The 20,129-nt window shown below is 74.8% G+C and carries 16 protein-coding genes; 5 read left to right on the forward strand and 11 right to left on the reverse strand.

Going from position 1 to position 20,129, the window contains the following annotated elements; genetic code table 11:
• Positions 1–19 precede the first annotated feature (19 nt).
• The 3 genes from KBZ10_RS07050 to KBZ10_RS07060 all read right to left on the reverse strand — a co-directional run bounded on the left by KBZ10_RS07050 (position 20) and on the right by KBZ10_RS07060 (position 3,255).
• The gene (locus tag KBZ10_RS07050) at positions 20–760 is read right to left on the reverse strand and encodes an SseB family protein (RefSeq protein WP_210986619.1); all 741 of its coding nucleotides are present in this window, start codon (positions 758–760) and stop codon (positions 20–22) included.
• 201 nt (positions 761–961) lie between these two features.
• Positions 962–2,233: a type VII secretion-associated serine protease mycosin gene (gene mycP, locus KBZ10_RS07055; protein ID WP_210986620.1), complete on the reverse strand. Its 1,272-nt coding sequence runs from the start codon at positions 2,231–2,233 to the stop codon at positions 962–964.
• Entirely contained in the window at positions 2,230–3,255 is a 1,026-nt protein-coding gene (locus KBZ10_RS07060) for a hypothetical protein (RefSeq protein WP_210986621.1), read from the reverse strand. Before KBZ10_RS07060 ends, mycP begins: the two co-directional genes overlap by 4 nt.
• Positions 3,256–3,853: 598 nt before the next feature.
• Here KBZ10_RS07060 and KBZ10_RS07065 point away from each other — a divergent pair.
• Positions 3,854–5,059 carry an amino acid deaminase/aldolase gene (locus KBZ10_RS07065; RefSeq protein ID WP_210986622.1) on the forward strand — a complete coding sequence of 402 codons (1,206 nt, stop codon included), beginning with the start codon at positions 3,854–3,856 and terminating at the stop codon, positions 5,057–5,059.
• A 110-nt stretch (positions 5,060–5,169) separates the two neighbouring features.
• Here KBZ10_RS07065 and KBZ10_RS07070 read toward each other — a convergent pair whose 3' ends face one another.
• The 7 genes from KBZ10_RS07070 to KBZ10_RS07100 form a co-directional block, all read right to left on the reverse strand.
• Complete coding sequence (locus tag KBZ10_RS07070) at positions 5,170–6,426, reverse strand: hypothetical protein (protein ID WP_247701971.1); 1,257 nt, start codon at positions 6,424–6,426, stop codon at positions 5,170–5,172.
• Between the two features lie 249 nt (positions 6,427–6,675).
• Positions 6,676–8,013, reverse strand: a complete 1,338-nt coding sequence (locus tag KBZ10_RS07075) for an MFS transporter (protein WP_210986624.1) — start codon at positions 8,011–8,013, stop codon at positions 6,676–6,678.
• Positions 8,010–8,675: a transcriptional regulator gene (locus KBZ10_RS07080; protein WP_210986625.1), complete on the reverse strand. Its 666-nt coding sequence runs from the start codon at positions 8,673–8,675 to the stop codon at positions 8,010–8,012. Before KBZ10_RS07080 ends, KBZ10_RS07075 begins: the two co-directional genes overlap by 4 nt.
• Positions 8,676–8,929: 254 nt before the next feature.
• Complete coding sequence (locus KBZ10_RS07085; RefSeq protein WP_210986711.1) at positions 8,930–9,946, reverse strand: DUF2510 domain-containing protein; 1,017 nt, start codon at positions 9,944–9,946, stop codon at positions 8,930–8,932.
• An 84-nt stretch (positions 9,947–10,030) separates the two neighbouring features.
• A complete protein-coding gene (locus KBZ10_RS07090) occupies positions 10,031–10,813 on the reverse strand; it encodes a 3-oxoacyl-ACP reductase (protein ID WP_210986626.1) in 783 nt (260 codons plus the stop codon).
• Between the two features lie 148 nt (positions 10,814–10,961).
• On the reverse strand, positions 10,962–12,326 hold the full coding sequence (locus KBZ10_RS07095) for an aldehyde dehydrogenase family protein (protein ID WP_307847247.1): 1,365 nt from the start codon (positions 12,324–12,326) through the stop codon (positions 10,962–10,964).
• 107 nt (positions 12,327–12,433) lie between these two features.
• Positions 12,434–13,801 (reverse strand): glutamine synthetase family protein, encoded by a 1,368-nt coding sequence (locus KBZ10_RS07100; RefSeq protein WP_210986628.1) that lies wholly within the window; start codon positions 13,799–13,801, stop codon positions 12,434–12,436.
• 132 nt (positions 13,802–13,933) lie between these two features.
• On the opposite strand from KBZ10_RS07100, the gene KBZ10_RS07105 reads away from it, so the two are divergent.
• From KBZ10_RS07105 to KBZ10_RS07120, 4 genes are all read left to right on the forward strand, one after another.
• Entirely contained in the window at positions 13,934–14,692 is a 759-nt protein-coding gene (locus KBZ10_RS07105) for a FadR/GntR family transcriptional regulator (RefSeq protein WP_210986629.1), read from the forward strand.
• Positions 14,693–14,904: 212 nt separating this feature from the next.
• Positions 14,905–16,422 (forward strand): ethanolamine permease, encoded by a 1,518-nt coding sequence (gene eat, locus KBZ10_RS07110; RefSeq protein ID WP_210986630.1) that lies wholly within the window; start codon positions 14,905–14,907, stop codon positions 16,420–16,422.
• Positions 16,423–16,573: 151 nt separating this feature from the next.
• Entirely contained in the window at positions 16,574–17,284 is a 711-nt protein-coding gene (locus tag KBZ10_RS07115) for a gamma-glutamyl-gamma-aminobutyrate hydrolase family protein (RefSeq protein ID WP_307847249.1), read from the forward strand.
• A 343-nt stretch (positions 17,285–17,627) separates the two neighbouring features.
• Positions 17,628–19,172 carry a recombinase family protein gene (locus KBZ10_RS07120; RefSeq protein WP_210986631.1) on the forward strand — a complete coding sequence of 515 codons (1,545 nt, stop codon included), beginning with the start codon at positions 17,628–17,630 and terminating at the stop codon, positions 19,170–19,172.
• Positions 19,173–19,791: 619 nt separating this feature from the next.
• Here KBZ10_RS07120 and KBZ10_RS07125 read toward each other — a convergent pair.
• Positions 19,792–19,971, reverse strand: coding sequence for a hypothetical protein (locus KBZ10_RS07125; protein WP_210986632.1), 180 nt, complete (start codon positions 19,969–19,971; stop codon positions 19,792–19,794).
• Positions 19,972–20,129 lie beyond the last annotated feature (158 nt).

The raw sequence follows: 20,129 nt of genomic DNA on the forward strand, positions 1-20,129 counted from the left end.
TGTGGGGCGTTTTCGGGCATTACGCCTCTCGGGTGAAGAGCGGCTCCCCCGGAACCGCCGTCCCCTCCGGAAGCGGAGCCAGGTCCAGCCCGCGCACCAGACGGGCGCGCAGCACCTCGTCGGCCGCGAGCGCGCCCGCCACCCGCCGCGTGGTCTCGCCGGGGTCGGCCGCCGGGCCGAGAAGGAGAGCGAGGGTCCCGTCGGTCTCCTCCGCCGGGACGAGATGGGCGCGGACGACGCCCGGCTCGGCGGCCAGCACCGCGCGCAGTGCGTCCCGGACGGCCGGGTCCGCGAGCGGGTCGGCGCTCTTCCGGCCCTCGGCCAGCGCCCGCAGTGCCGGGCCGGTGAGCTCGTACGGCACCGGGCCGGCCAGGTCCAGGACCACCGTGTCGGCCTGCTCGTGGGCCGCGGCCCGCAGCGCCTGGTGGAGCGGTACGGCGACCGGCCTGGCCCGCGGGTCCCAGCGGGCCAGCGTCTCGGTGGAGGTGAAGGCGGGCAGGGCGCGGCGGCCGCCGGGGGCCTGGAGGGTGGGCACGGCCATGTCGCTGGTCTTCTCCCGGCGCAGGCCGTCCGCACCGGTCTCGGTCTCGCCGAGGACGGCGACGACCGGCACGAGCAACCGGGTGCCGGTCAGCGCGGACAGCACCTCGGCCTCGGCGGCGCGGTCGTCCGCGTAGGCGGCGAGGGCGGCGGCCAGCCGGGGGTCGGCGGAGCCGTCGTCGTCGGAGAAGGGGGAATCCGGGATGTTCTTGAGGGCCACGGGTCGAGGGTATCGGCCGGGCCGGCGGCCCCCGGCGGGGGTTCGCCTCTGCCGGAGGCCGTGCGGCTGGGGCGGTGGGGGGCCACCGGGGCGGCCGACGCACCGGGCCACGGCGCTCAGGGAGCGCCGGCATGACGTCACCGACGGGGGCACCGGCGTGCAGGGGACGTCACCGAGGGGGGCACCGGCGTGCAGGGGGCGTCAGCGCAGGGGGAAGAGAAGGTCCGGGTCGCGGTTGCGGCGGCCGGCGTGCCAGAGGACGCCCGCGGCGGCGAGGAGGGCGCCGCCCGCCACGGCGGCGGACGCGGCCGGCAGCGCGCCGCCGCCCCCGCCGTCCCCGTCACCGGCCGGGCCGGCGCCGAAGTAGCGCTTCTCGTACGGGACCGGGCTCGGCCGCTGCGGGCGGGGGGCGAGCGCGCCGCCGGCCCGGATCGCGGCGGCCGGGTCGACCATGCCCCGGCCCAGGGCGTCGTCGCGGCCGCCGGGCGGCGCGTCCCGCGCGGTGTCCTCCAGCAGCCGCTTGACCTGCGCGGGGCTCAGATCGGGGTGGGCGGAGCGGACCAGGGCCGCCGAGCCGGACACGAACGCGGCGGCGGCGCTGGTGCCCCAGCCCTCGTAGTAGCGGCGGTCCGGGTCGGCTATGACGACGTCCACCCCGGGGGCGCAGACGGTGGCGTACCAGCGGCGGGTGGAGAAGGGCGCGCGGACGCCGAGCCGGTCGACCGCGGTGACGGCGATGACGCCGGGATAGGCGGCCGGGTAGGAGACCCGGTCGCCGTCCTCGCCGCCGTTGCCGGCGGAGGCCACCACCACGGCGCCCTTGCTCAGGGCGTACTGCACGGCGGAGTCCTCGCCCGGCTCGGGGTGCGCGGACTCGCTGTCGTCGCCGAGGGACAGGTTGATCACGTCGGCGCCCTGGTCCGCCGCCCAGCGGATGCCTTCGGCGAGCGCTCCGCCGCGGCTGCCGCGGGCCCGCTTGCGGGCCGGGTCGCTGTCCTCCAGGATCACCCGGACCGGGAGGATCCTGGCGCGCGGGGCGACGCCGAGGACCCCGTCGCCGTTGCCGGGGCCGTGTCCGTGGCCCGCGATGATCCCGGCCATGGCGGTGCCGTGCCGGGCCCAGGCCCGGTCGCCGGGCCGCGCGCCGAAGCCGATGAAGTCCTTGCCCTCCAGCACCTGGCCGGTGAGGTCCGGGTGGTCGCCGTCGACGCCGGTGTCGAGGACGGCGACGGTGACGCCCTCCCCCTGCGTGGTCCGCCAGGCCTCCTCGGTGCGGAGCGCCTCCAGGGGCCACTCCTGGTCGCGTATGGAGTCGGCGTGGGCCGGGGCCAGGCCGGCGGTCGCGGCGGTGGCCGCGAGGGCGAGGAGGAGGGTTGCCGCGGCCCGGCGCACCCGGGCGGCGAGCGGACGGGAGGCGAACGGACGGGAGGGCGGCGGGCCGGCCCCGGGCGGGGCGGGGCGGTCCGGGCTCATTCCGGCTCCTTCTCTGCGTTCTCTGCGGCGGCGCGGAAGCCGCGTTCGACGCGGTCCGCGATGCCCCGGGCGTCGTGGCCGAGGCCGGCCTGCGCGGGCGCGGCGGTGGCGCCGTCGGCCGTGGCCTCCTCGGCGGAGAGCCGGTCGCTCACCGTGCGGCCGTCGGCGAAGCCGGAGACGGCGTAGACGACGGCCGGCAGATCCGGCAGCACGCGGACGGTCCAGGAGGCGCGCTGGGCGTCGCCGAAGTCCTCGGCCGGGGTGTCCGGGGCGGCGTACGGACGCGGGATCAGGTCGGCGCGGTCGCCGAGGTTCTCGCGTTCGAAGCGGTCGTGGAGCGCCTTCATCGCGGCCCGGTCGGTGCGGGTGACGACCAGTCCGACGGTGGTGACGCTGCTGCTGGTCGCGTCCACGTAGGTGGCGCGCAGCAGGCGTTCGCAGCCGGCCGGGGAAAGGACCTTGGCCAGCAGCGGGTCGAAGGCGGCGGCGCAGTCGCCGTCCGGGGCGACGGCGATCCGGACCCACGTGCGGTCGGTGCCGCCGGGGCCCGCGCCGTCACCGGAGAGCGAGCGGGGGAAGATCGTGTCGACGGGGATGCTGTGCCAGAGGCCGCGTGCCCGGGTGAACTCGCGGTCCACGGCGGCCTGTTGGCCGGAGTCACCGGTCAGCCAGCTGCCCGCTGCGGCCCCGCCGAGCAGGCCGAGGCCGAGGACGAGGCAGCCGGCGACGGCGGCGGTGCGCACGGGAGGCCGCATCCGCGCCAGCCGTTCGACGACCGCCCGGGGGGTGAGGCGGCGGAGCCGCTGCCGGAGCGGGAGGCGGGGGAGCTCGCGGTCGCCACCGCCCGGCCGGCCGCCGTCCCAGTTCTCCCAGTCCTCCCAGGGGAAGCGCGGCCGGGGCGCGGCGCCGGACGCGTCCCCGCGGTCCGGCGCCCCGGCACCGCCCGGCTCCCCGGCCGGAGAAGCCGGGGGGAACCAGCTCTCCCCCGCAACACGCGGCGGCCGCTGCGGTTGCGGAGGCACACCCGGCCACGGCGGGGCGCCGGACGCGTCCCCGCGGTCCGGTGCGAGGCCACCACCGGGCTCACCGGCCGAGGAGGCGGCAGGAAACGAGCTCTCCCCCGGAACACGCGGCGGCCGCTGCGGCGGCACACCCGGCCACGGCGGGGCGCCGGACGCGTCCCCGCGGTCCGGTGCGAGGCCACCACCGGGCTCACCGGCGGGAGGCGCCGCGGGAAACCAACTCTCCCCCGGAGCACGCGAATCCCCCGGCGTCCGCGGCGGCACACCCGGCCGGGGCGGAGCGGCGGGCGGGGGCGGGCCGGGCCACGGCGGCGGGCCGCCGGGCGGCGGGGGCGGGAAGTCCTCGGGCCGGCGGGCGGACGCGCGTGACGCCTCGGCGCTCATCCGCCCCCCTTCGGTTCGTGCTCGCCCGGGCCGCTGGTCACCGTGCGGGGCAGGCCTGTTCATGGTCGGTCGTGCCACCGGCAACCGGAAGGCCGTGGCATGGGCGTCACTCTACGACGCGGAACCGAGGGTGCGGCAACCGATACGGACGCTTGGCCGGTTTGCCCGAGCCGTCCCCCTACCCCGCGGTAATGCCGTCTGGCAGGGTGACCGCATGGCCGCCCCGCACCGAGACAGGGCCCGCTACGACCGGGCCACCGACCGTTTCGACGCCCCGCTGGCGATCGTCGACCTGGCGGCTTTCGACGCCAACGCCGCCGACCTCGTCCGCCGCGCGGGGGGCAAACCGCTCCGGGTGGCGTCCAAGTCGGTGCGCTGCCGGGCTCTGCTGGACCGGGTGCTGGCCCTCGACGGCTTCTCCGGGGTGATGTCCTTCACGCTGGCCGAGTCGCTGTGGCTCGCCCGGTCCGGGATGACGGACGTCCTGCTGGCGTATCCCTCGGCCGACCGGGCGCGGTTCGCCGAACTGACGGCCGATCCCAAGCTGGCGGCGGCGGTGACCGTCATGGTGGACGACCCGCGCCAGCTCGACCTGATCGACGCCGCGCGGGCGGGCGACGGCCGCGAGGAGGTGCGGGTCTGCCTGGAGCTGGACACCTCGCTGTGGCTGCTGGGCGGGCGGGTCCGCATCGGGCCGCGCCGCTCGCCGCTCCACGCCCCGGAGCAACTGGCGGAACTGGCCCGCTCGGTGGCCCGCCGCCCCGGCTTCCGGCTGGTGGGGCTGATGGCGTACGAGGGGCATGTGGCGGGGGTCGGCGACGCGGTCGCGGGCCGGCCGCTGCACTCCCGGGCGGTGCGGCTGATGCAGGCGGCGGCGCGGCGGGAGCTCGCGGCCCGGCGGGCGGAGGCGGTGCGCGCGGTGCGGGAGGCGGCGCCGGGGCTGGAGTTCGTCAACGGCGGCGGAACGGGGAGCGTGCAGCACACGGCGGCCGAGGAGGCGGTGACGGAGATCGCCGCCGGCTCGGGCCTGTTCGTGCCGCGCCTGTTCGACCACTACACCTCCTTCCACGGCCGTCCGGCGGCGCTGTTCGCGCTGCCCGTCGTCCGGCGCCCGGGGCCCGGGGTGGCGACCGTCCTGGGCGGCGGCTACCCGGCGTCCGGAGCCGCGGGCAGGGACCGGCTGCCGGTGCCGCATCTCCCGGAGGGGCTGCGCTACGAGCCGCTGGAGGGCCCCGGGGAGGTGCAGACACCACTGCTGGGCCGGGCCGCGGACGAGCTGCGGATCGGCGACAAGGTGTGGTTCCGGCACGCCAAGGCCGGTGAACTGTGCGAGCGCTTCGCGGAGCTGCTGCTGGTCGAGGACGACCGGGTGGTGGCCACGGTGCCGACCTACCGGGGCGAGGGGCAGACCTTCCTCTGACCGCGTCCCGGTGGACCGGCCGCGGAAACCGCTCGGACCGCGCGGCCGGCCCACCGGCACGTCGCCGGTCACGCCCGCCGTTCGTTCCACCGGGACGGGCGTGCCGTCGGCTACCGGCCGGGGCCGGTCCGTCCGGTGGGCGTACCGGCGCGGACGGCTCCGGGGCCGGCGGCCCGGGCGCGGACCACGAAGGGCCGGGAGGCGACCGTGACGGCGACGGAGAGCGCGGCCACAGCGGTGATGGCCGTGCCGGGGGTGACGTACTCGGCGAGGCCGCCGGCGATCGCGGCTCCGAGGCCCTGCCACGTCATCCGGCCGGCGGAGTCGACTCCCTGGACCTGGCCGCGGACCGGACCGTGGGTCAGCGCGAGAAGCTGCTCCTGGAGCGGCAGGGTGGCGGCGAACCCGGCGCCGGCGAGGAACACCGCGGCTGCCGCCACCGGCACGGGCGGGTGGAGGGCGAACAGCAGGTACGGGATGGCGAGCAGCAGCCGCAGGGCGTAGGCGCAGCGGCGGCGCCGGGCTGCGGTGAGCAGTCGTCCGACGGCCAGGTCGCCGAGGAGCATGCCGGCCGATCCGGCGGCGAGGAAGACGCCGGCATGGTGCGGGGCGTAGGGGATGAACAGAGCCTGGCAGCCGGCGATCAGGCCGTTGGGGACCCACAGGTTCAGCAGCAGGACACGCCGGCCGGGGTGGGAGACGAGCGCGGTGTTCGTTGTCCAGGTTGTGCGGAGGCCGGGGCGGCGGGCCGGACGGATGAAGTGTTCCCGGACCGTGACCGCCACCACGATCAGTCCGGCTCCGGTCAGGGCGGCCGCGCAGAGGAAGACGTCCTGCGGGCTCAGGTGGCGCAGCAGTACGGCGCCGGTGGCGAAGCCGAGGACGGCCATGCCGCCGGAGGTGATGTTCATCAGCGAACGTGCCAGCGCGTACGCGGAGGACGGCAGCACCTCGGCGAGCAGCCCCAACCGCGTTCCGGTCGCCAGGGACTGGAAGAAGCCCAGGATCAGGAGCAGACCGAACCGGGCGGGCAGCGGCAGCCCCGGAACCGCCTGTGCGGCAACGCCCGCGAGCGAGGCGCACTGGAGCGCGACGAGGGTCCGGCGGGGACGGGTGCCGTCCGCTACGGACATCAGCGTCAGCGCGCCGAGCACCGTCGCGAACGTGGCGCCGTACATGCTCAGGGCGGTCAGGAACGGGGATTGGGTCTGCCGGCTGATCAGCGTGGCAAGGGCGAAGCCGGACAGGGTGGTCGCGGCGGCCGTCAGGGTGAAGCCGGCGTACAGGCCGGCGAACTCGCGGTTGCGGAGCAGGTCGCGGTAGCCGGTGGTGGGGAGCCTGCTGGACGCGGGGGTGTCGGCGGGCATGAAATCGGAGGGCATGAAAAAAGCCTCCGGACAGCCCCGTTGGGGCGCCGAAGGCCAGCCCGGTCATTCTAGCAGCCGGCCCGCGGGCACCTTCCCGGGGCCGGTGCGTCGGTTTCACCCTGCCCCGGCCCGCCCTTGTCCCGGGCCTGTTTCCGCCACGCGTCCCGGACGCAGCCGTTGACGGCGCGGATCGGCATCCGGAAGAGCGCGGGGGAAGGGACCCGATGGTTCCCCTCCCCCGCCCGAGGATCATGTCGCGCTGTCCACGCCGCCTGGTGAAGCGCCTTGCTCCGGGAGGCGCTTCACCATCTTCGGCCCGCCCGGACGGTCCATCTCGCGCCACTCCGGCCGCAGTCCTGCCAGGTTCGTGGTGAGGAAGTACACGGTTCCGCAGACGATCAGCACCGGCCCGAGTCCGGCAGCGGCGACGGCCGCCCCGGCGAACAGCCCGCCGAGGGGGATGCCGGCCCAGGCCAGCGAGTCACCGAGCGCGTTGACCCTTCCCAGCAGCCGGCGCGGCACCCGTTCGACGAGGACGGCACCCAGCACCGGGTTGATGAAGCCCGCCCCGAACCCGCCGACAGCGAAGACGGCCACTACCGCCGCCAACGGGGCGTCGACGGCGAGGATCAGGAACCTCGGTGCCCCGGCCAGCAGGAATCCGGCGAGAACCACCACTCTGCGCGGCAGGCGGTGGGCCGCCATCGCGGCGATCAGGCTCCCGGCGATCGCCGTGGCTCCCTTGACGCTGCCCAGCAGGCCGATCGCCGCCGGCCCGTGGCCGGATTCCCGGGCCCAGACGGGCAGGAGCACCGTGGTGAACGCCGCGTCCAGCAGATTGGTGATCCCCGCCATGACGATGACGGTGACCAGCAACGGCTCGCCGCGCAGGAAGGTGAAGCCTTCGCCGAGCCGCCGCCAGTAGCCCGGTTCCGTCTCCCCGGACCGGGAGGGGGCTTCCTCGGCCGCGTGTCCCATGCCGCGAGGCAGCGTGAGTCCGATGATCACAGATCCCAGGGCGAAGCAGCCCGCGTTGACGGCGAGTCCGGTCAGGGGGCCGAGCAGCGCCACCAGGGATCCGCCGGCGGCCGGGCCGAGGGTGGCGGCGAGCCGCTCGGTCGCGCCGGCCAGACCGATGGCCCGCTCCAGCGGCGCCCCGCCGCGTTCGGCCGCTTCCGGAACCATGACCTCCTTGGCGAGGTCGCCGGGGCCCCGGGCCGCGCCGATCAGGGCGACCAGGGCCAGCAGAAGGGGGAAGGAGAGCAGCTCCAGGGCGTGGAGCAGGGGGATCGCGGCGGCGGCTGCCGCGCTGGCCAGATCGGTGGTCCAGGAAACGGCCCGGGGGCCGGTACGGTCCACCAGCGGTCCGGTGAACGCCTTGACCAGCACGTAGGGCGTCATCTCGAAGAAGGCGACCAGCCCGGTCTGCGTGGCACTGCCGGTCGTGACGAGCACGAACCAGGGCAGGGCCACGGCGGATATCCGGGTGCCGGTCAGCGACACGGCCATGGCCGCCAGCACCCCGCCCAGCGGCCGTAAGGAACGCCTGCCGGATATGCCCGGGGAGCCGGGGGCGTCCTCCGTCACGGCGTCTCCGTTCCCGTGGCCGTCTCCGGTCCGGTGGGCTTCTCCGGCGTTGCGGGCACGTCCAGTTCGGGCAGGAGGTGCGTGATGACCCCGATCCGCTCGGCTCCCTCCGGGGCCCCTGCCGCCGCCTCCGGCGTGTCCCTCCGGTAGCGGGCGACGACGGCCCTCAGCTCCTGACGCAGGGCGACGGCCTCTTCGGGAGTGAGCCGCAGGGCCCAGTCGCTCACGTCGAAGGTGTCCCGCCAGGTCCGGGGGATCGTCTGCAGCGCGTTCAGGGTCTGCTGTATGCGCAGGGTGTGGGTGGCGGCGACGGACTGCAGGAAGGCGAGTGCGGCCTCGGGCTCGCGATCGGCCAGCTCCCGGTCGTTGAGCTCCGTCGTCCGGTGCACCGAACGCCACCAGCGCTCCCGCGCGTTGCCGCGCTCGGCGTCCTCCTCGACGAAGCCTGCCGCGCCGAGCTGCCGGAGGTGATAACTGGCCGTGCCGGAGTTCACCCCCAGCCGCTCCGCGAAGCGGGTGGCCGTCGACGGGCCGTACTTCCGCAGCAGCCCGACCAGCTGCACGCGCACCGGATGCGCCAGGGCACGCAGCCCTTGGGCATCCAGGACGACCGAGTTCTCTTCGATGTTCGGGCCATCCGGCCTCTCCGGTGCATCAGTCACCCGGACACGGTAAACCACAAAGAACTCTTCGCAAAAGTCTCTTCGCAAAGAGTTCTTCGCGGTTGCTCCACGCGAGATCCCGCCATGGGGGTGGCCTCCCGCTTTCCGTGATCTCCAGCGCGTCGCCCGGCGGGCCCCGCCGTGCCGTGTTCACCGCGGGCGGTCCGGTGACCGTCGTGCGGAGGCCCCGGCGGCGGAGGCCGCGCTGCCGGCCGCAGCGGGACCGGGCCGGCCGACGGGGGCCGGCCCGCCGTTCAGACCTCGCGTCCCGCCGTGCCCCCGGGCGCGGTCAGCGGTTCGACGCCGGCGATGATCGCGTCCATCTCCGAGACGTCCGGCGCCTTGTCACTGGCGTCGAAGCCGAACCGGATCACCACGAACTTCTCCGGGTCCAGCGGCGAGGGGAAGGCTACGGACTGCACATATCCGCCTGCGCCCTCGGCTGTGCCGAGCTTCCAGCGCACCAGGTGGCCTTCCTCGCCCGCGACCGTGACGGGTTCGGACTTGACCTCCTTGCGCGAGGTGATGCCGCCGTAGGCCTCGCTGGCGGAGCCGGGGCTCCTGCCGTAGGAGGCCTCGGCGTTCTTCGGGATGTCCTCCTCCGCGACGCCCTCGGCCGTGGTGGCCTTGTACCCGTCCGCCGCCTGGGAGTTGACGCCGCCTCGGACGCACTTGAGCTTCTTGTCGCCGGGGCAGGGGTACGGGCCCGTGGTGAGGCCCGCGCCCCGGGAGCCGCTGCGGCCCTCCCAGCCCTCGGGCACGGGAAGGTAGATGCCGTTGAGGGCGTCCATGGCGCGGTCGCCGGAGCCGGGCGGGAGTTCCCCGCCGTCCGGGCCGCCCTCGCTCTCGCCGTCCTCCGGCACGGACGGCGCCGGTGTGGGGGCCGGGGTGGGCCGGGCGGAGAAGCCGGGTCCGGGGGAGGAGGCCGCACCGGAGTCGTCGCCGCCGTCCAGCAGGGCGATGCCGCCGGCGAGCGCCGCGACCAGCACCACCGCCGCGGTGACCAGCACGGCGACTCGCGCGCCGCGGGAACCGCCGGCGGACGGCTGCCGGTCCCGGATGTCGTACGGGGGCAGGTCCGGCGGCTCCGGAGAGCCGAAGCCGCCGTCCCCGAAGCCGCCGAAGCCGCCCGGCGGGGACGCCGCGGCCGGGGCGCCGGCCTGTGCCTGCCGGGTGTGGTCGGTCCAGCCGGAGCCGTCCCACCAGCGTTCCAGGGCCGGGCCGCCGCCCGTGTGTCCGGGGTCGGGGTACCAGCCGGGGGGTGTCGTCATGCTCACGCGATCAGCCTACGGCGGACGGTTACCGTTCGTACACCAGTCCTCGCTCCCGGCGGACCGCCGCACGGCCCGGCCCGCCTAGAGCGGAGTCACGTACGCCCCCGCGATGCCCCCGTCGACCAGGAACTCCGCCGCGTTGACGAAGGAGGAGTCGTCGCTGGCGAGGAACGCGACCGCCGCGGCGATCTCCTCCGGCTCGGCGAAGCGCCCCACGGGAACGTGCACCAGCCGGCGCGCGGCCCGCTCCGGGTCCTTGGCGAACAGCTCCTTCAGCAGCGGGGTGTTGACGGGCCCCGGGCACAGGGCGTTGACGCGGACTCCGTCGCGGGCGAACTGCACGCCCAGCTCGCGGGACATGGCGAGCACGCCGCCCTTGGAGGCGGTGTAGCTGATCTGGGAGGTGGCGGCGCCCATGCGGGCGACGAAGGACGCCGTGTTGATGACCGAGCCCTTCCCCTGCCGCCGCATGTAGGGGATGGCGTACTTGCAGCAGAGGTAGACGGAGGTCAGGTTGACCTCCTGGACGCGTTTCCAGGCGTCGAGGCCCGTGATGAGGATCGAGTCGTCCTCGGGGGGCGAGATCCCGGCGTTGTTGAAGGCCACGTCGACCGAGCCGTAGGCGTCGTACGCCGTCCGGAACAGCGCCTCGACCTGTCCTTCGTCGGTGACGTCCACGGCCGCGAACATGCCGCCGGTCTCCTCGGCGGCGGCCTTCCCGGCCCGCTCGTCGACGTCCGCGCAGACGACGTTGGCGCCCTCGGACGCGAGCCGGCGCGCGGCGGCGAGGCCGATGCCGCTGCCCGCTCCGGTGACGACGGCGGTGCGGCCGGGGAGGCGGCGGCACAGGGGCTGATCGGTCACGGCGGTTTCTCCTCGCTGGTCGGTGCGGGTGGCGGGGGTGGGGTGGGGGTGGGGGTGTCGGGGCCGGGAGTGCCGCGGGCGCGGACGGCGCGGTGGCGGCGCCCCGGCGCGGACGGGTGGCGCCGGGGAGGCGCGCCGCCCGGTGCCGTCAGGCGTCCTCCGTGCTGAGGAACACGTTCTTCGTCTCGGTGAAGGCGACCAGCGCCCCCGGCCCCAGCTCCCGGCCGATCCCGGACTCCTTGTAGCCGCCGAAGGGGGTCGCGTAGCGCACACTGCTGTGCGAGTTGACGGAGAGATTGCCGGCCGCCACCGCGCGGGAGACCCGCAGGGCGCGCCCGGTGTCGCGGGTCCAGATCGAGCCGGACAGCCCGTAGCGCGTGGCGTTGGCCAGCCGCACCGCCTCCGCCTCGTCCTCGAAGCGCTGGACGACGGCGACGGGGCCGAACACCTCCTCGACGGCGGCGCCGCCCGCCCCGGCGGCCTCAAGGACGGTCGCGGGATACCAGAAGCCCCTGCCCGCGGGGGCGGTGCCCCGGATGGCCGCGGGCGCGTCCTCGGGGACGTAGGACCGTACGCGTTCCCGCTGGGCGGCCGAGATCAGCGGGCCCATGAGGGTGGCGGGATCGGCCGGGTCGCCCGCGGTGAAGGCGAGCACGGCGGGTTCGAGCAGTTCCATGAACCGGTCGTAGGCGGAGGACTGCACCAGGATGCGGCTGCGGGCGCAGCAGTCCTGGCCGGTGTTGTCGAGGAAGGAGCCGGGGGCGGCGGCCGCGGCGCGTTCGAGGTCGGCGTCGGCGAAGACGATGTTGGGGCTCTTGCCGCCGAGTTCGAGCGTCACGCGCTTCACCTGCGCCGCGCACTTCGCCATGACGGACTTCCCGACGGCGGTCGAGCCGGTGAAGACCACCTTGGCGACGTCCGGGTGTTCGACGAGGGCGCTCCCGGCGACCGGCCCGGTGCCGGGCAGTACCTGGAAGAGTCCCTCGGGCAGCCCGGCGTCGAGGGCGAGTTCGGCCAGCCGCAGGGCGGTCAGCGGAGTGGTCTCCGCCGGTTTGAGGAGGACGGCGTTGCCCGCCGCGAGGGCGGGGGCGGTGCCCCAGGCGGCGATGGGCATCGGGAAGTTCCACGGGGCGATGACGGCGACGACGCCCAGCGGCTCCAGGAAGGTGAGGTTCACCCCGCCCGCGACGGGGATCTGGCTGCCGGTCAGCCGCTCCACTCCCCCGGCGGCGTAGTCGAGCAGGTCCCGCACGTTGCCGGCCTCCCAGCGGGCGTTGCCGAGGGGGTGCCCGGCCTCGCTCACCTCCAGCCGCGCCAGCTCCTCCAGCCGCCCGTCGACGGCGGTGGCGAAGCGGCGCAGCAGCCGGGCCCGGTCGGCGGGCGCGAGGGCGGCCCAGGTGCGCTGGGCCGCGGCGGCCCGGTGCACGGCCTTGCCGACGTCCTCGGCCGTCGCGGCCGGGACGGTGGCGACGGTCTCCTCGGTCGCGGGGTTGAGTACGCGAAGCTGGTGCACGGCTGTCCGCTCTCCCTGGGGGCTCACCGCCCCCGTGTCGTGCTGTGCTGGTGTGGTCCGCGGCGTCCATGGTCGCCGGTGCGGGGGCCCGGGCGGGTCCGGTGGGGTCACATCCGCTCGAAGGAGCGGTAGCGCTCCCAGTCGGTGACCGCGCTGTCGTACGCCCGCTGCTCGACGCGCGCCATGGTGAGGTAGTGCTCGACCACCTCGTCACCGAAGGCGGCGCGGGCGAGCGGGCTGGCCTCCCAGCGGTCCGCGGCCTCGCGGAGGGTGGTGGGGACGTGCTCGGCCTCCCCCGCGTAGGCGTTGCCGGTGCAGGGCTCGCCGGGGTCCAGTTCGTTCTCGACGCCGTACAGCCCCGCGGCGATCATGCCGGCGACGGCGAGGTAGGGGTTGACGTCTCCGCCGGGCAGCCGGTTCTCCAGCCGGTGGGACGGGCCGTGCCCGATGACGCGCAGCGCGCAGGTGCGGTTGTCCGGCCCCCAGGCGACGGCGGTGGGCGCGAAGGAGCCGGGCCGGAAGCGCTTGTAGGAGTTGATGTTGGGGGCGTGGAGGAGGGTGAAGTCGCGCAGCGCGGCGAGCTGTCCGGCGAGGAAGTGCCGCATCGTCGCGGACATGCCGTACGGGCCGGAGTCGTCGGCGAGCACGGGCCGGCCGGCGTCGTCGCGCAGCGAGAGATGGATGTGGCAGGAGTTCCCCTCGCGCTCGTCGTACTTGGCCATGAAGGTGAGCGCCACGCCCTCCTGGGCGGCGATCTCCTTGGCGCCCGTCTTGTAGACGGAGTGCTGGTCGCAGGTGGTGAGGGCGTCGGCGTAGCGGAAGGCGATCTCGTGCTGGCCGAGGTTGCACTCGCCCTTGGCGGACTCGACGACCAGGCCCGCGGCGGCCATCTCGGTGCGGATGCGGCGCAGCAGCGGCTCGACGCGGCCGGTGCCGAGGACGGAGTAGTCGACGTTGTACTGGTTGGCGGGGGTCAGCCCGCGGTAGCCGCTGTCCCAGGCCTGTTCGTAGGAGTTCCTGAAGACCATGAACTCCAGCTCGGTGCCGACCTGCGCGGTCCAGCCGCGCTCGGCGAGCCGGTCGAGCTGGCGGCGGAGGACCTGGCGCGGCGCGGCGGCGACGGGGGTGCCGTCGTGCCAGGCGAGGTCGGCGGTGAGCAGGGCGGTGCCCGGGTTCCACGGGGTGCGGCGCAGGGTGGAGGTGTCGGCGGTCATGCGGAAGTCGCCGTAGCCGCGCTCCCAGGAGGCCATGGCGTACCCGTCGACGGTGTTGAGGTCGACGTCCACGGCGAGGAGGTAGTTGCATCCCTCGGAGCCGTGCTCCAGGACCTCGTCGAGGAAGAACGGGGCCGCGAACCGCTTGCCCTGGAGTCTGCCCTGCATATCGGTGAAGGCCAGGACGACGGTGTCGATCTCGCCGCTGCCGGTGAGCCGTCGCAGCTCCTCGACGGAGAGCGGGGGGGTACGTCCTGCCACGGTGTGTCCTCCTGGGGTCCGGAGCCGGTACCGGGGCGCGCGGGCAGCGGGCAGGATGCCTCCCCGCCGTGTCGCCGCGGCACCGGAGGCCATAAGGTATCCGCCGAGACCATTGGCTGGGAAGAGGTGGCCATGAGCGGGGACGGAACGCCGGACGCGGACGCGGGGACGGGGACCGCGGACCGGCTGGCGCCGGTGCTGCGGCCCGTGCGGGCGGGCAACGGCTTCGAGGAGGCGCTGGAGCAGATCCTCCAGGTGCTCCGGCTGGGCCTGGTGCCGCCGGGCGAACGGCTGCCCTCCGAGCGGGAGTTGGCGGGCCGGCTGGGCATCAGCCGGGTGACGCTGCGCGAGGTGCTGAAGGTGCTCGCGGACCAGGGGCTCGTGGAGAGCCGCCGCGGCCGCTACGGCGGAACGTTCGTCCTGCCGGGCCCCGGAACGGGCGGCGGCGCGGAGACCGCTCCGCGGCGGCGCACCGCGGCGGCGGACGTCGAGGACACCCTGCGGTTCCGCGAGGTGCTGGAGGTCGGGGCGGCCGGCCTGTGCGCGGCGGACGGCCTCACCGGCCCCGCCGCGGACCGGCTGCGCGCCGCGCTGTCCGCCACACGCGACGCGACACCGGCGGACTACCGGCGCCTCGACACCCTGCTCCACCTGACGCTGGCGGAGCTGAGCGGTTCCCCCACCCTGGCCGCCCAGTACGCCGCCGTGCGGGCCTCCCTCAACGACCTGCTGGACCGCATCCCGCTGCTCGTGCGGAACCTGGAGCACTCGCAGCAGCAGCACGCGGCGCTCGTGGAAGCCGTCCTGGAGGGTGACGCGGACGGCGCCCGCGAGGTGATGCGGGAGCACTGCGCGGGCACGGCGTCGCTGCTGCGGGGCTTCCTCGTCTGAGCGCGCCTCCGTGCGCCCGGCGGCCCGCGCGTCCGGTGCCGCGCGCGTCCGGGCGCCCCGTCCGCACGGCGATCCGACGGCCTCACGGCCCGTCACCGGGCTCGCCGGCGCACCCCGGTGTTCACCGGCGGTCACCGCACACCCCTTGCGCACGGCCGCCCGGCAGCGCAATGGTATGGCGCTAAACCATTGCCCCCAGGCAGGAGCGGCTCATGGCCGACGGCATCGACTCGCGCCCCCCGACCCCGACCCCGACCACCGCGCCGCCGGGCGAGGGCTCCCCCGGCCCCGGCGCCCCCGGAGACCGCGCGCACCACCACGCCCACCACGGCTACCTGGAGCGGCGCTCGCTCCGCCAGGGCAGCGCCGGCTGGCTGCTGCTGACCGGCCTCGGCGTCGCCTACGTCGTCTCCGGCGACTTCTCCGGCTGGAACTTCGGCCTGGCCGAGGGCGGTTTCGGCGGTCTCGCCGTCGCCACCGTACTCATGGGCCTGATGTACACCTGCATGGTCTTCTCCCTGGCCGAGCTGTCCGCGATCCTGCCCACCGCGGGCGGCGGTTACGGCTTCGCCCGCCGCGCCCTCGGCACCTGGGGCGGCTTCCTCACCGGCACCGCGATCCTCATCGAGTACGTCCTCGCCCCCGCCGCGATCTCCATCTTCATCGGCGACTACGTGGAATCCCTCGGGCTCTTCGGCCTGGAGTCCGGCTGGCCGCTGCAGCTCGCCTGCTTCACGGTGTTCGTCGGGATCCACCTGTGGGGCGTCGGCGAGGCCCTGCGGTTCAGCTTCGTGGTCACGGGCATCGCCGTGGCCGCGCTGCTGATCTTCGCCGTGGGCGCGTTCACCGAGTTCGACGCCTCCGGCCTCAACGACATCCCGGCCGACCCGGACGCGTTCGGCTCCAGCTCCTGGCTGCCGTTCGGGCTGCTGGGCATCTGGGCCGCCTTCCCGTTCGGCATGTGGTTCTTCCTCGGGGTGGAAGGCGTGCCCCTGGCCGCCGAGGAGACCCGCGACCCGGCCCGCACCCTGCCGAGGGCCATGGCCCTGTCCATGGGGATCCTGCTGCTGCTCGCCCTGATCACCTTCCTCGCCGCGACCGGCGCGCACGGCTCCGCCGCCCTCCAGGACGCCGGCAACCCCCTGGTCGCCGCCCTGCAGGGGGACGGCGACCCGACCCCGCTCAGCCGCTTCGTCAACTACGCGGGACTGGCCGGCCTGGTCGCCTCCTTCTTCTCCCTCGTCTACGCCGGCTCCCGGCAGCTCTTCGCCCTCTCCCGGGCCGGCTACCTCCCCCGCTTCCTCTCCCTCACCAGCCGCCGCAAGGCCCCCTGGCTCGGCCTGCTCGTGCCGGGCGCGATCGGCTTCTCCCTGGCCGCGGCGACCGGGGACGGCGCCCGGATGCTCAACGTCGCCGTCCTCGGCGCCACCATCTCCTACGCCCTGATGTCCCTCTCGCACATCGTGCTGCGCCGCCGCGAGCCGGACCTGCCGCGGCCCTACCGCACGCCGGGCGGCGCGGCCACCTCCGCGGTGGCGTTCGTCCTGGCCTGTTCGGCGCTGGTCGCGACCTTCCTCGTGGACCAGGACGCCGCGCTCATCACCCTCGGGGTGTACGCGGTCGCCGTGGCCTACTTTGCCTTCTACAGCCGTCACCGGCTGGTGGCCGCCGCACCGGAGGAGGAGTTCGCCGCACTGGCCGCCGCCGAGGCCGAACTGGAACGCGACTGACGGCGCAGCCGGAAACCGGCACACGAACAGGAACAGCGACGGGACGGACGGGCCGGGAGCGGGCGGCGGACGCCGAGCCGGAACGGACCGGCCCGCCCACCGCGATCCCGGCCCCGGACGCCGGACCGCCACCGACGGGAGGAACCCGACCGTGCCCGAGCCCAGGCCGCTGATCGGCGTGAGCACCTATCTCGAAGCCGTGGCGCGCTGGGGCGTCTGGGAGCAGAGCGCGGCCCTGCTCCCCGCCGGCTACCACCGGCTCGTCCAGCGCGCGGGCGGCCTCGCCGCGATGCTGCCGCCGGACGACCCGGCCGCGGCCGCCGCCGTGGCCGCCCGGCTCGACGCCCTCGTCATCGCGGGCGGCCCCGACGTGGAACCCGTGCGGTACGGGGCCGCCCCGCACCCGATGACCGGACCGCCCGCCCGGGAACGCGACGCCTGGGAAACCGCCCTGCTGGAGGCCGCGCTGGAGTCCGGCACGCCGGTGCTCGGCATCTGCCGGGGCATGCAGCTGCTCAACGTGGTCCTGGGCGGCACCCTGGTGCAGCACCTGCCGGAGACCGCCGGGCCCGGCTGCGCGCACGGCGGGCCGCCCGGGGTCTTCGGAGAGCACGAGGTGAAACCGGTGCCGGGCACCCTGCTGGCCCGGGCCCTGCACGAGGCGGTCACCGTGCCCAGCTACCACCACCAGGCCGTGGACCGGCTCGGCCGGGGCCTGGTCCCCTGCGCGTACGCCGGGGACGGCACCGTGGAGGCGGTCGAACTCCCCGGCGCCCCGGGGCTCGTGCTCGGCGTGCAGTGGCACCCGGAGGCCGGTGACGATCCGCGGGTGATGGCGGCCCTGGTCCGCGCCGCCCGCTGACCGGTCGGCGCGCCGGCCGGCCCGTCCGGCCGCACCCCCGTGAACGGCCGGACGGGCCGCGCGCCGCGTCGCCGCCGCCTCCCGCATTCTGGCCCGCGGACGGCGGCGGCCCCAACCGGATTTCCGCGCCCCGGGCCCGGCACCGGGCGAGCGGGCCACCGGACACGAGCCGCCGGACGCCGGGCCGCACGCACGCGTTACCGCCGCGCCGCCTCCTCCGGGCGCGGCCCCGTGCCCGCGCCTCCCCGGCCCCCGCCGGTGACAGCACCCGCGCCGCAGTCACCGCCCCGGTGCCGCACGGCGCCGCACGGCGCTGTCGGTCCCCTGGGGCATCATCGGGGGCATGACCCGACACCTGATGCTTCTCAACACTGTCAGGCCGTCAATTATCATAAGCAGCATGACAATTGCATCGCGCGCCCGGGTCATCGGATACGTCCGCATCAGCAAAGCCACCGACGAGAGCACGTCCATCGAACGGCAACGCGAGATCATCACAGCCACGTGCCGCGCCCGTGGCTGGGCGCTCGCCGAGATCGTCGAAGACGCCGACGTGTCCGCCACCAAGACCAGACTCGACCGCCCCGGGCTGGACCGTGTCCGCGACGCCGTCCGCGCCGGACAGGTCGACGTGGTCATGGTCTGGCGCATCGACCGCATCGCCCGGTCGGTGTCCGACCTTGCGTCGCTCACAGATGAATGGGCGAACACGGGCAAGGGAGTGTCGCTTGTATCCGCGACCGAACCCTTCGACATGACGACGTCGACCGGTCGGATGCTGCTCCAACTCCTCGGCGTGTTCGCCGAATTTGAAGCCGCGACCATCCGCGACCGCGTCCGGTCCGCCCGCGCAGCCGTGGTGAAGGCCGGGCGCTACCCGGGCGGAGCGGCCCCCTACGGGTACCGGGTGGTCGACAACCGCGACGGCCCCGGGAAGATGCTCGAAGTCGACCCGGTCGAAGCCGCCTACGTCCGCAAGGCCGCCGACATGATCCTCGGAGGATCATCGACGTATGCCGCGACGGCCGCCCTCAACGCCGCTGGGTCCAAGCCTCGCAAGGCCGCCGCCTGGTCGCTGACGTCGCTCAGAATCGTGCTGACCCAAGACGCGACGCTCGGCTACATGACCCACCACAAGAAGCTCGTCCGCGATGACAACGGGTTCCCCGTCCAAGTGTGGGAACCATTGCTCCCCCTAGAGGACGTCGAACGGCTTCGCGCGCTCCTGAAGCCGACCAAGACCCCGGGCGGCGAGCGCAAGCGCCGCACACGGCTGCTGTCCGGCGGGCTGCTGCGGTGTGTCACCTGCGGCGGTTCGTTGCGGGTCAACCAGACCGGCGGCACAAAGCCGACCGTGCGCTACGGGTGCTTCGGAAAGTCCGACGGGAACGGCTGCGAGCGCGGGGTGTCCATCGTCGCCGACCGTATCGAGGAGCACGTGGAGGCCGAGTTCCTCAGCACGGTCGGAGGGCTGGAGGTCGTCGAAGTCCGCGAGACCGTGCGGGAAGTCGCGAACCTCGCAGCCGTGGAATCGGCGATCAAAGCGGCGACGGCGGAACTGGCCGACGCGGATGAGGACGAGGAGGACGAGCTGATGTCCCATCTGCGGACGCTCAAGGCGCGGCGACGGGAACTCGCGGCGCAGCCGAGCGAACCTGTGGTCAAACTGATCCCGACCGGGCAGACGTTCCAGGAGGCATGGGACGAGCGCGACACCGACGGCCGCCGTGCGTTGTTGGGGAGCGCCCTCGACCACATCGTGATCAGGCCTGGCGTCCGTGGTCGGCGCGGTATCGACGCAGGGAGGGTCGATATCCACTGGCGCAACGACCATGGCCGGGACGCCGCGGACCCACGAGAAGCCGGGCGGACCCCCTCCAACGACTGATGGCCGACTGACGGCCCTGGGGCGGTGTCCGGGCTGACGGTCCGGGCCTCGCCCCTTCGCCGTCTACACGGCCAGCAGCGCCATTCTGAATACGTTTTCGGCGACTGGCCCACGTCATCGACGGCCGGGATTGATCCCCCGGCCGGCCTCCCATCAGGCTTGCGGTCGTCGGCTTGAACACGCTCCAGGTCGGCGGCCGTTCGCTGTTGCGGAGGCGTCGAAGCCTGATGAGGAGAACACGACATAAACGCCGAGAAGGCGTGCACGGAGCGTGCTCGGGATCGGCGCGACGAGCGCGGTGGCGCGGTGTGTGGGCGTCGGCATGCCCGGCGCAGCCAACGCGGCCGGACACGGCGTCGGCGCGGCAGCCGGGCCGCATGCACCCGCGAGCGCGAAGTTGCTGCCGGCCGCGCCCGCCGCGCCGCGAAAACCGCCCGGGGGCAATGAATACCCGCGCCCTCGCTGCGCTGGGCGCAATGTTCGTCCGCGATGCCGAACTGCTCCCCGCGCCTTTCGCCGGCGCAGACCGTGCGATGTCGAGGACGACGCATTGACCCCGCCTGACCGCTGGAGCCCGCATGCCGTGTTCAACTCCGCTGCCGTACCTCCCCAGACGCGTCTATAGATGCGTCGCGCGATTCGGCGTGACCTCCGGTTCGATGCCGCTATGGCCGTGGTCTCGGCCGCCGTCGAAGGCCGGGAGCCCGCGCGTCACCATGCGCTGCACTTCGAAGACCCGGCCGATGCCGTCCGCGTCGTGATGGCCCGGCTTCGAGTTATGGACAACGACAATATGCATACCGCTCGTTGGGCTGTCCCCGCGCTGTTCGCCGTGGTCCGTGACGATGAGCCCGACGCCGCCGCTTGTCCCTGGGGGGCGCTGCCCGAACTCCCCCGGGGTGCGTCGTCCCGCCCGCCCCCGTCGACGCCCCGGGTACCGATCGCGCACACCCCGGG

This window comes from Streptomyces sp. F63 (assembly GCF_018070345.1).
Classification (GTDB): domain Bacteria; phylum Actinomycetota; class Actinomycetes; order Streptomycetales; family Streptomycetaceae; genus Streptomyces.

Bases quoted from the DNA above. Each gene is read 5' to 3' on its own strand.
- mycP (WP_210986620.1), bottom strand. From the start codon at position 2,233: ATGAGCCCGGACCGCCCCGCCCCGCCCGGGGCCGGCCCGCCGCCCTCC.
- KBZ10_RS07065 (WP_210986622.1), top strand. From the start codon at position 3,854: ATGGCCGCCCCGCACCGAGACAGGGCCCGCTACGACCGGGCCACCGAC.
- KBZ10_RS07070 (WP_247701971.1), bottom strand. From the start codon at position 6,426: ATGCCCGCCGACACCCCCGCGTCCAGCAGGCTCCCCACCACCGGCTAC.
- KBZ10_RS07085 (WP_210986711.1), bottom strand. From the start codon at position 9,946: ATGACGACACCCCCCGGCTGGTACCCCGACCCCGGACACACGGGCGGC.
- KBZ10_RS07105 (WP_210986629.1), top strand. From the start codon at position 13,934: ATGAGCGGGGACGGAACGCCGGACGCGGACGCGGGGACGGGGACCGCG.
- eat (WP_210986630.1), top strand. From the start codon at position 14,905: ATGGCCGACGGCATCGACTCGCGCCCCCCGACCCCGACCCCGACCACC.
- KBZ10_RS07120 (WP_210986631.1), top strand. From the start codon at position 17,628: ATGACCCGACACCTGATGCTTCTCAACACTGTCAGGCCGTCAATTATC.
- KBZ10_RS07125 (WP_210986632.1), bottom strand. From the start codon at position 19,971: ATGCATATTGTCGTTGTCCATAACTCGAAGCCGGGCCATCACGACGCG.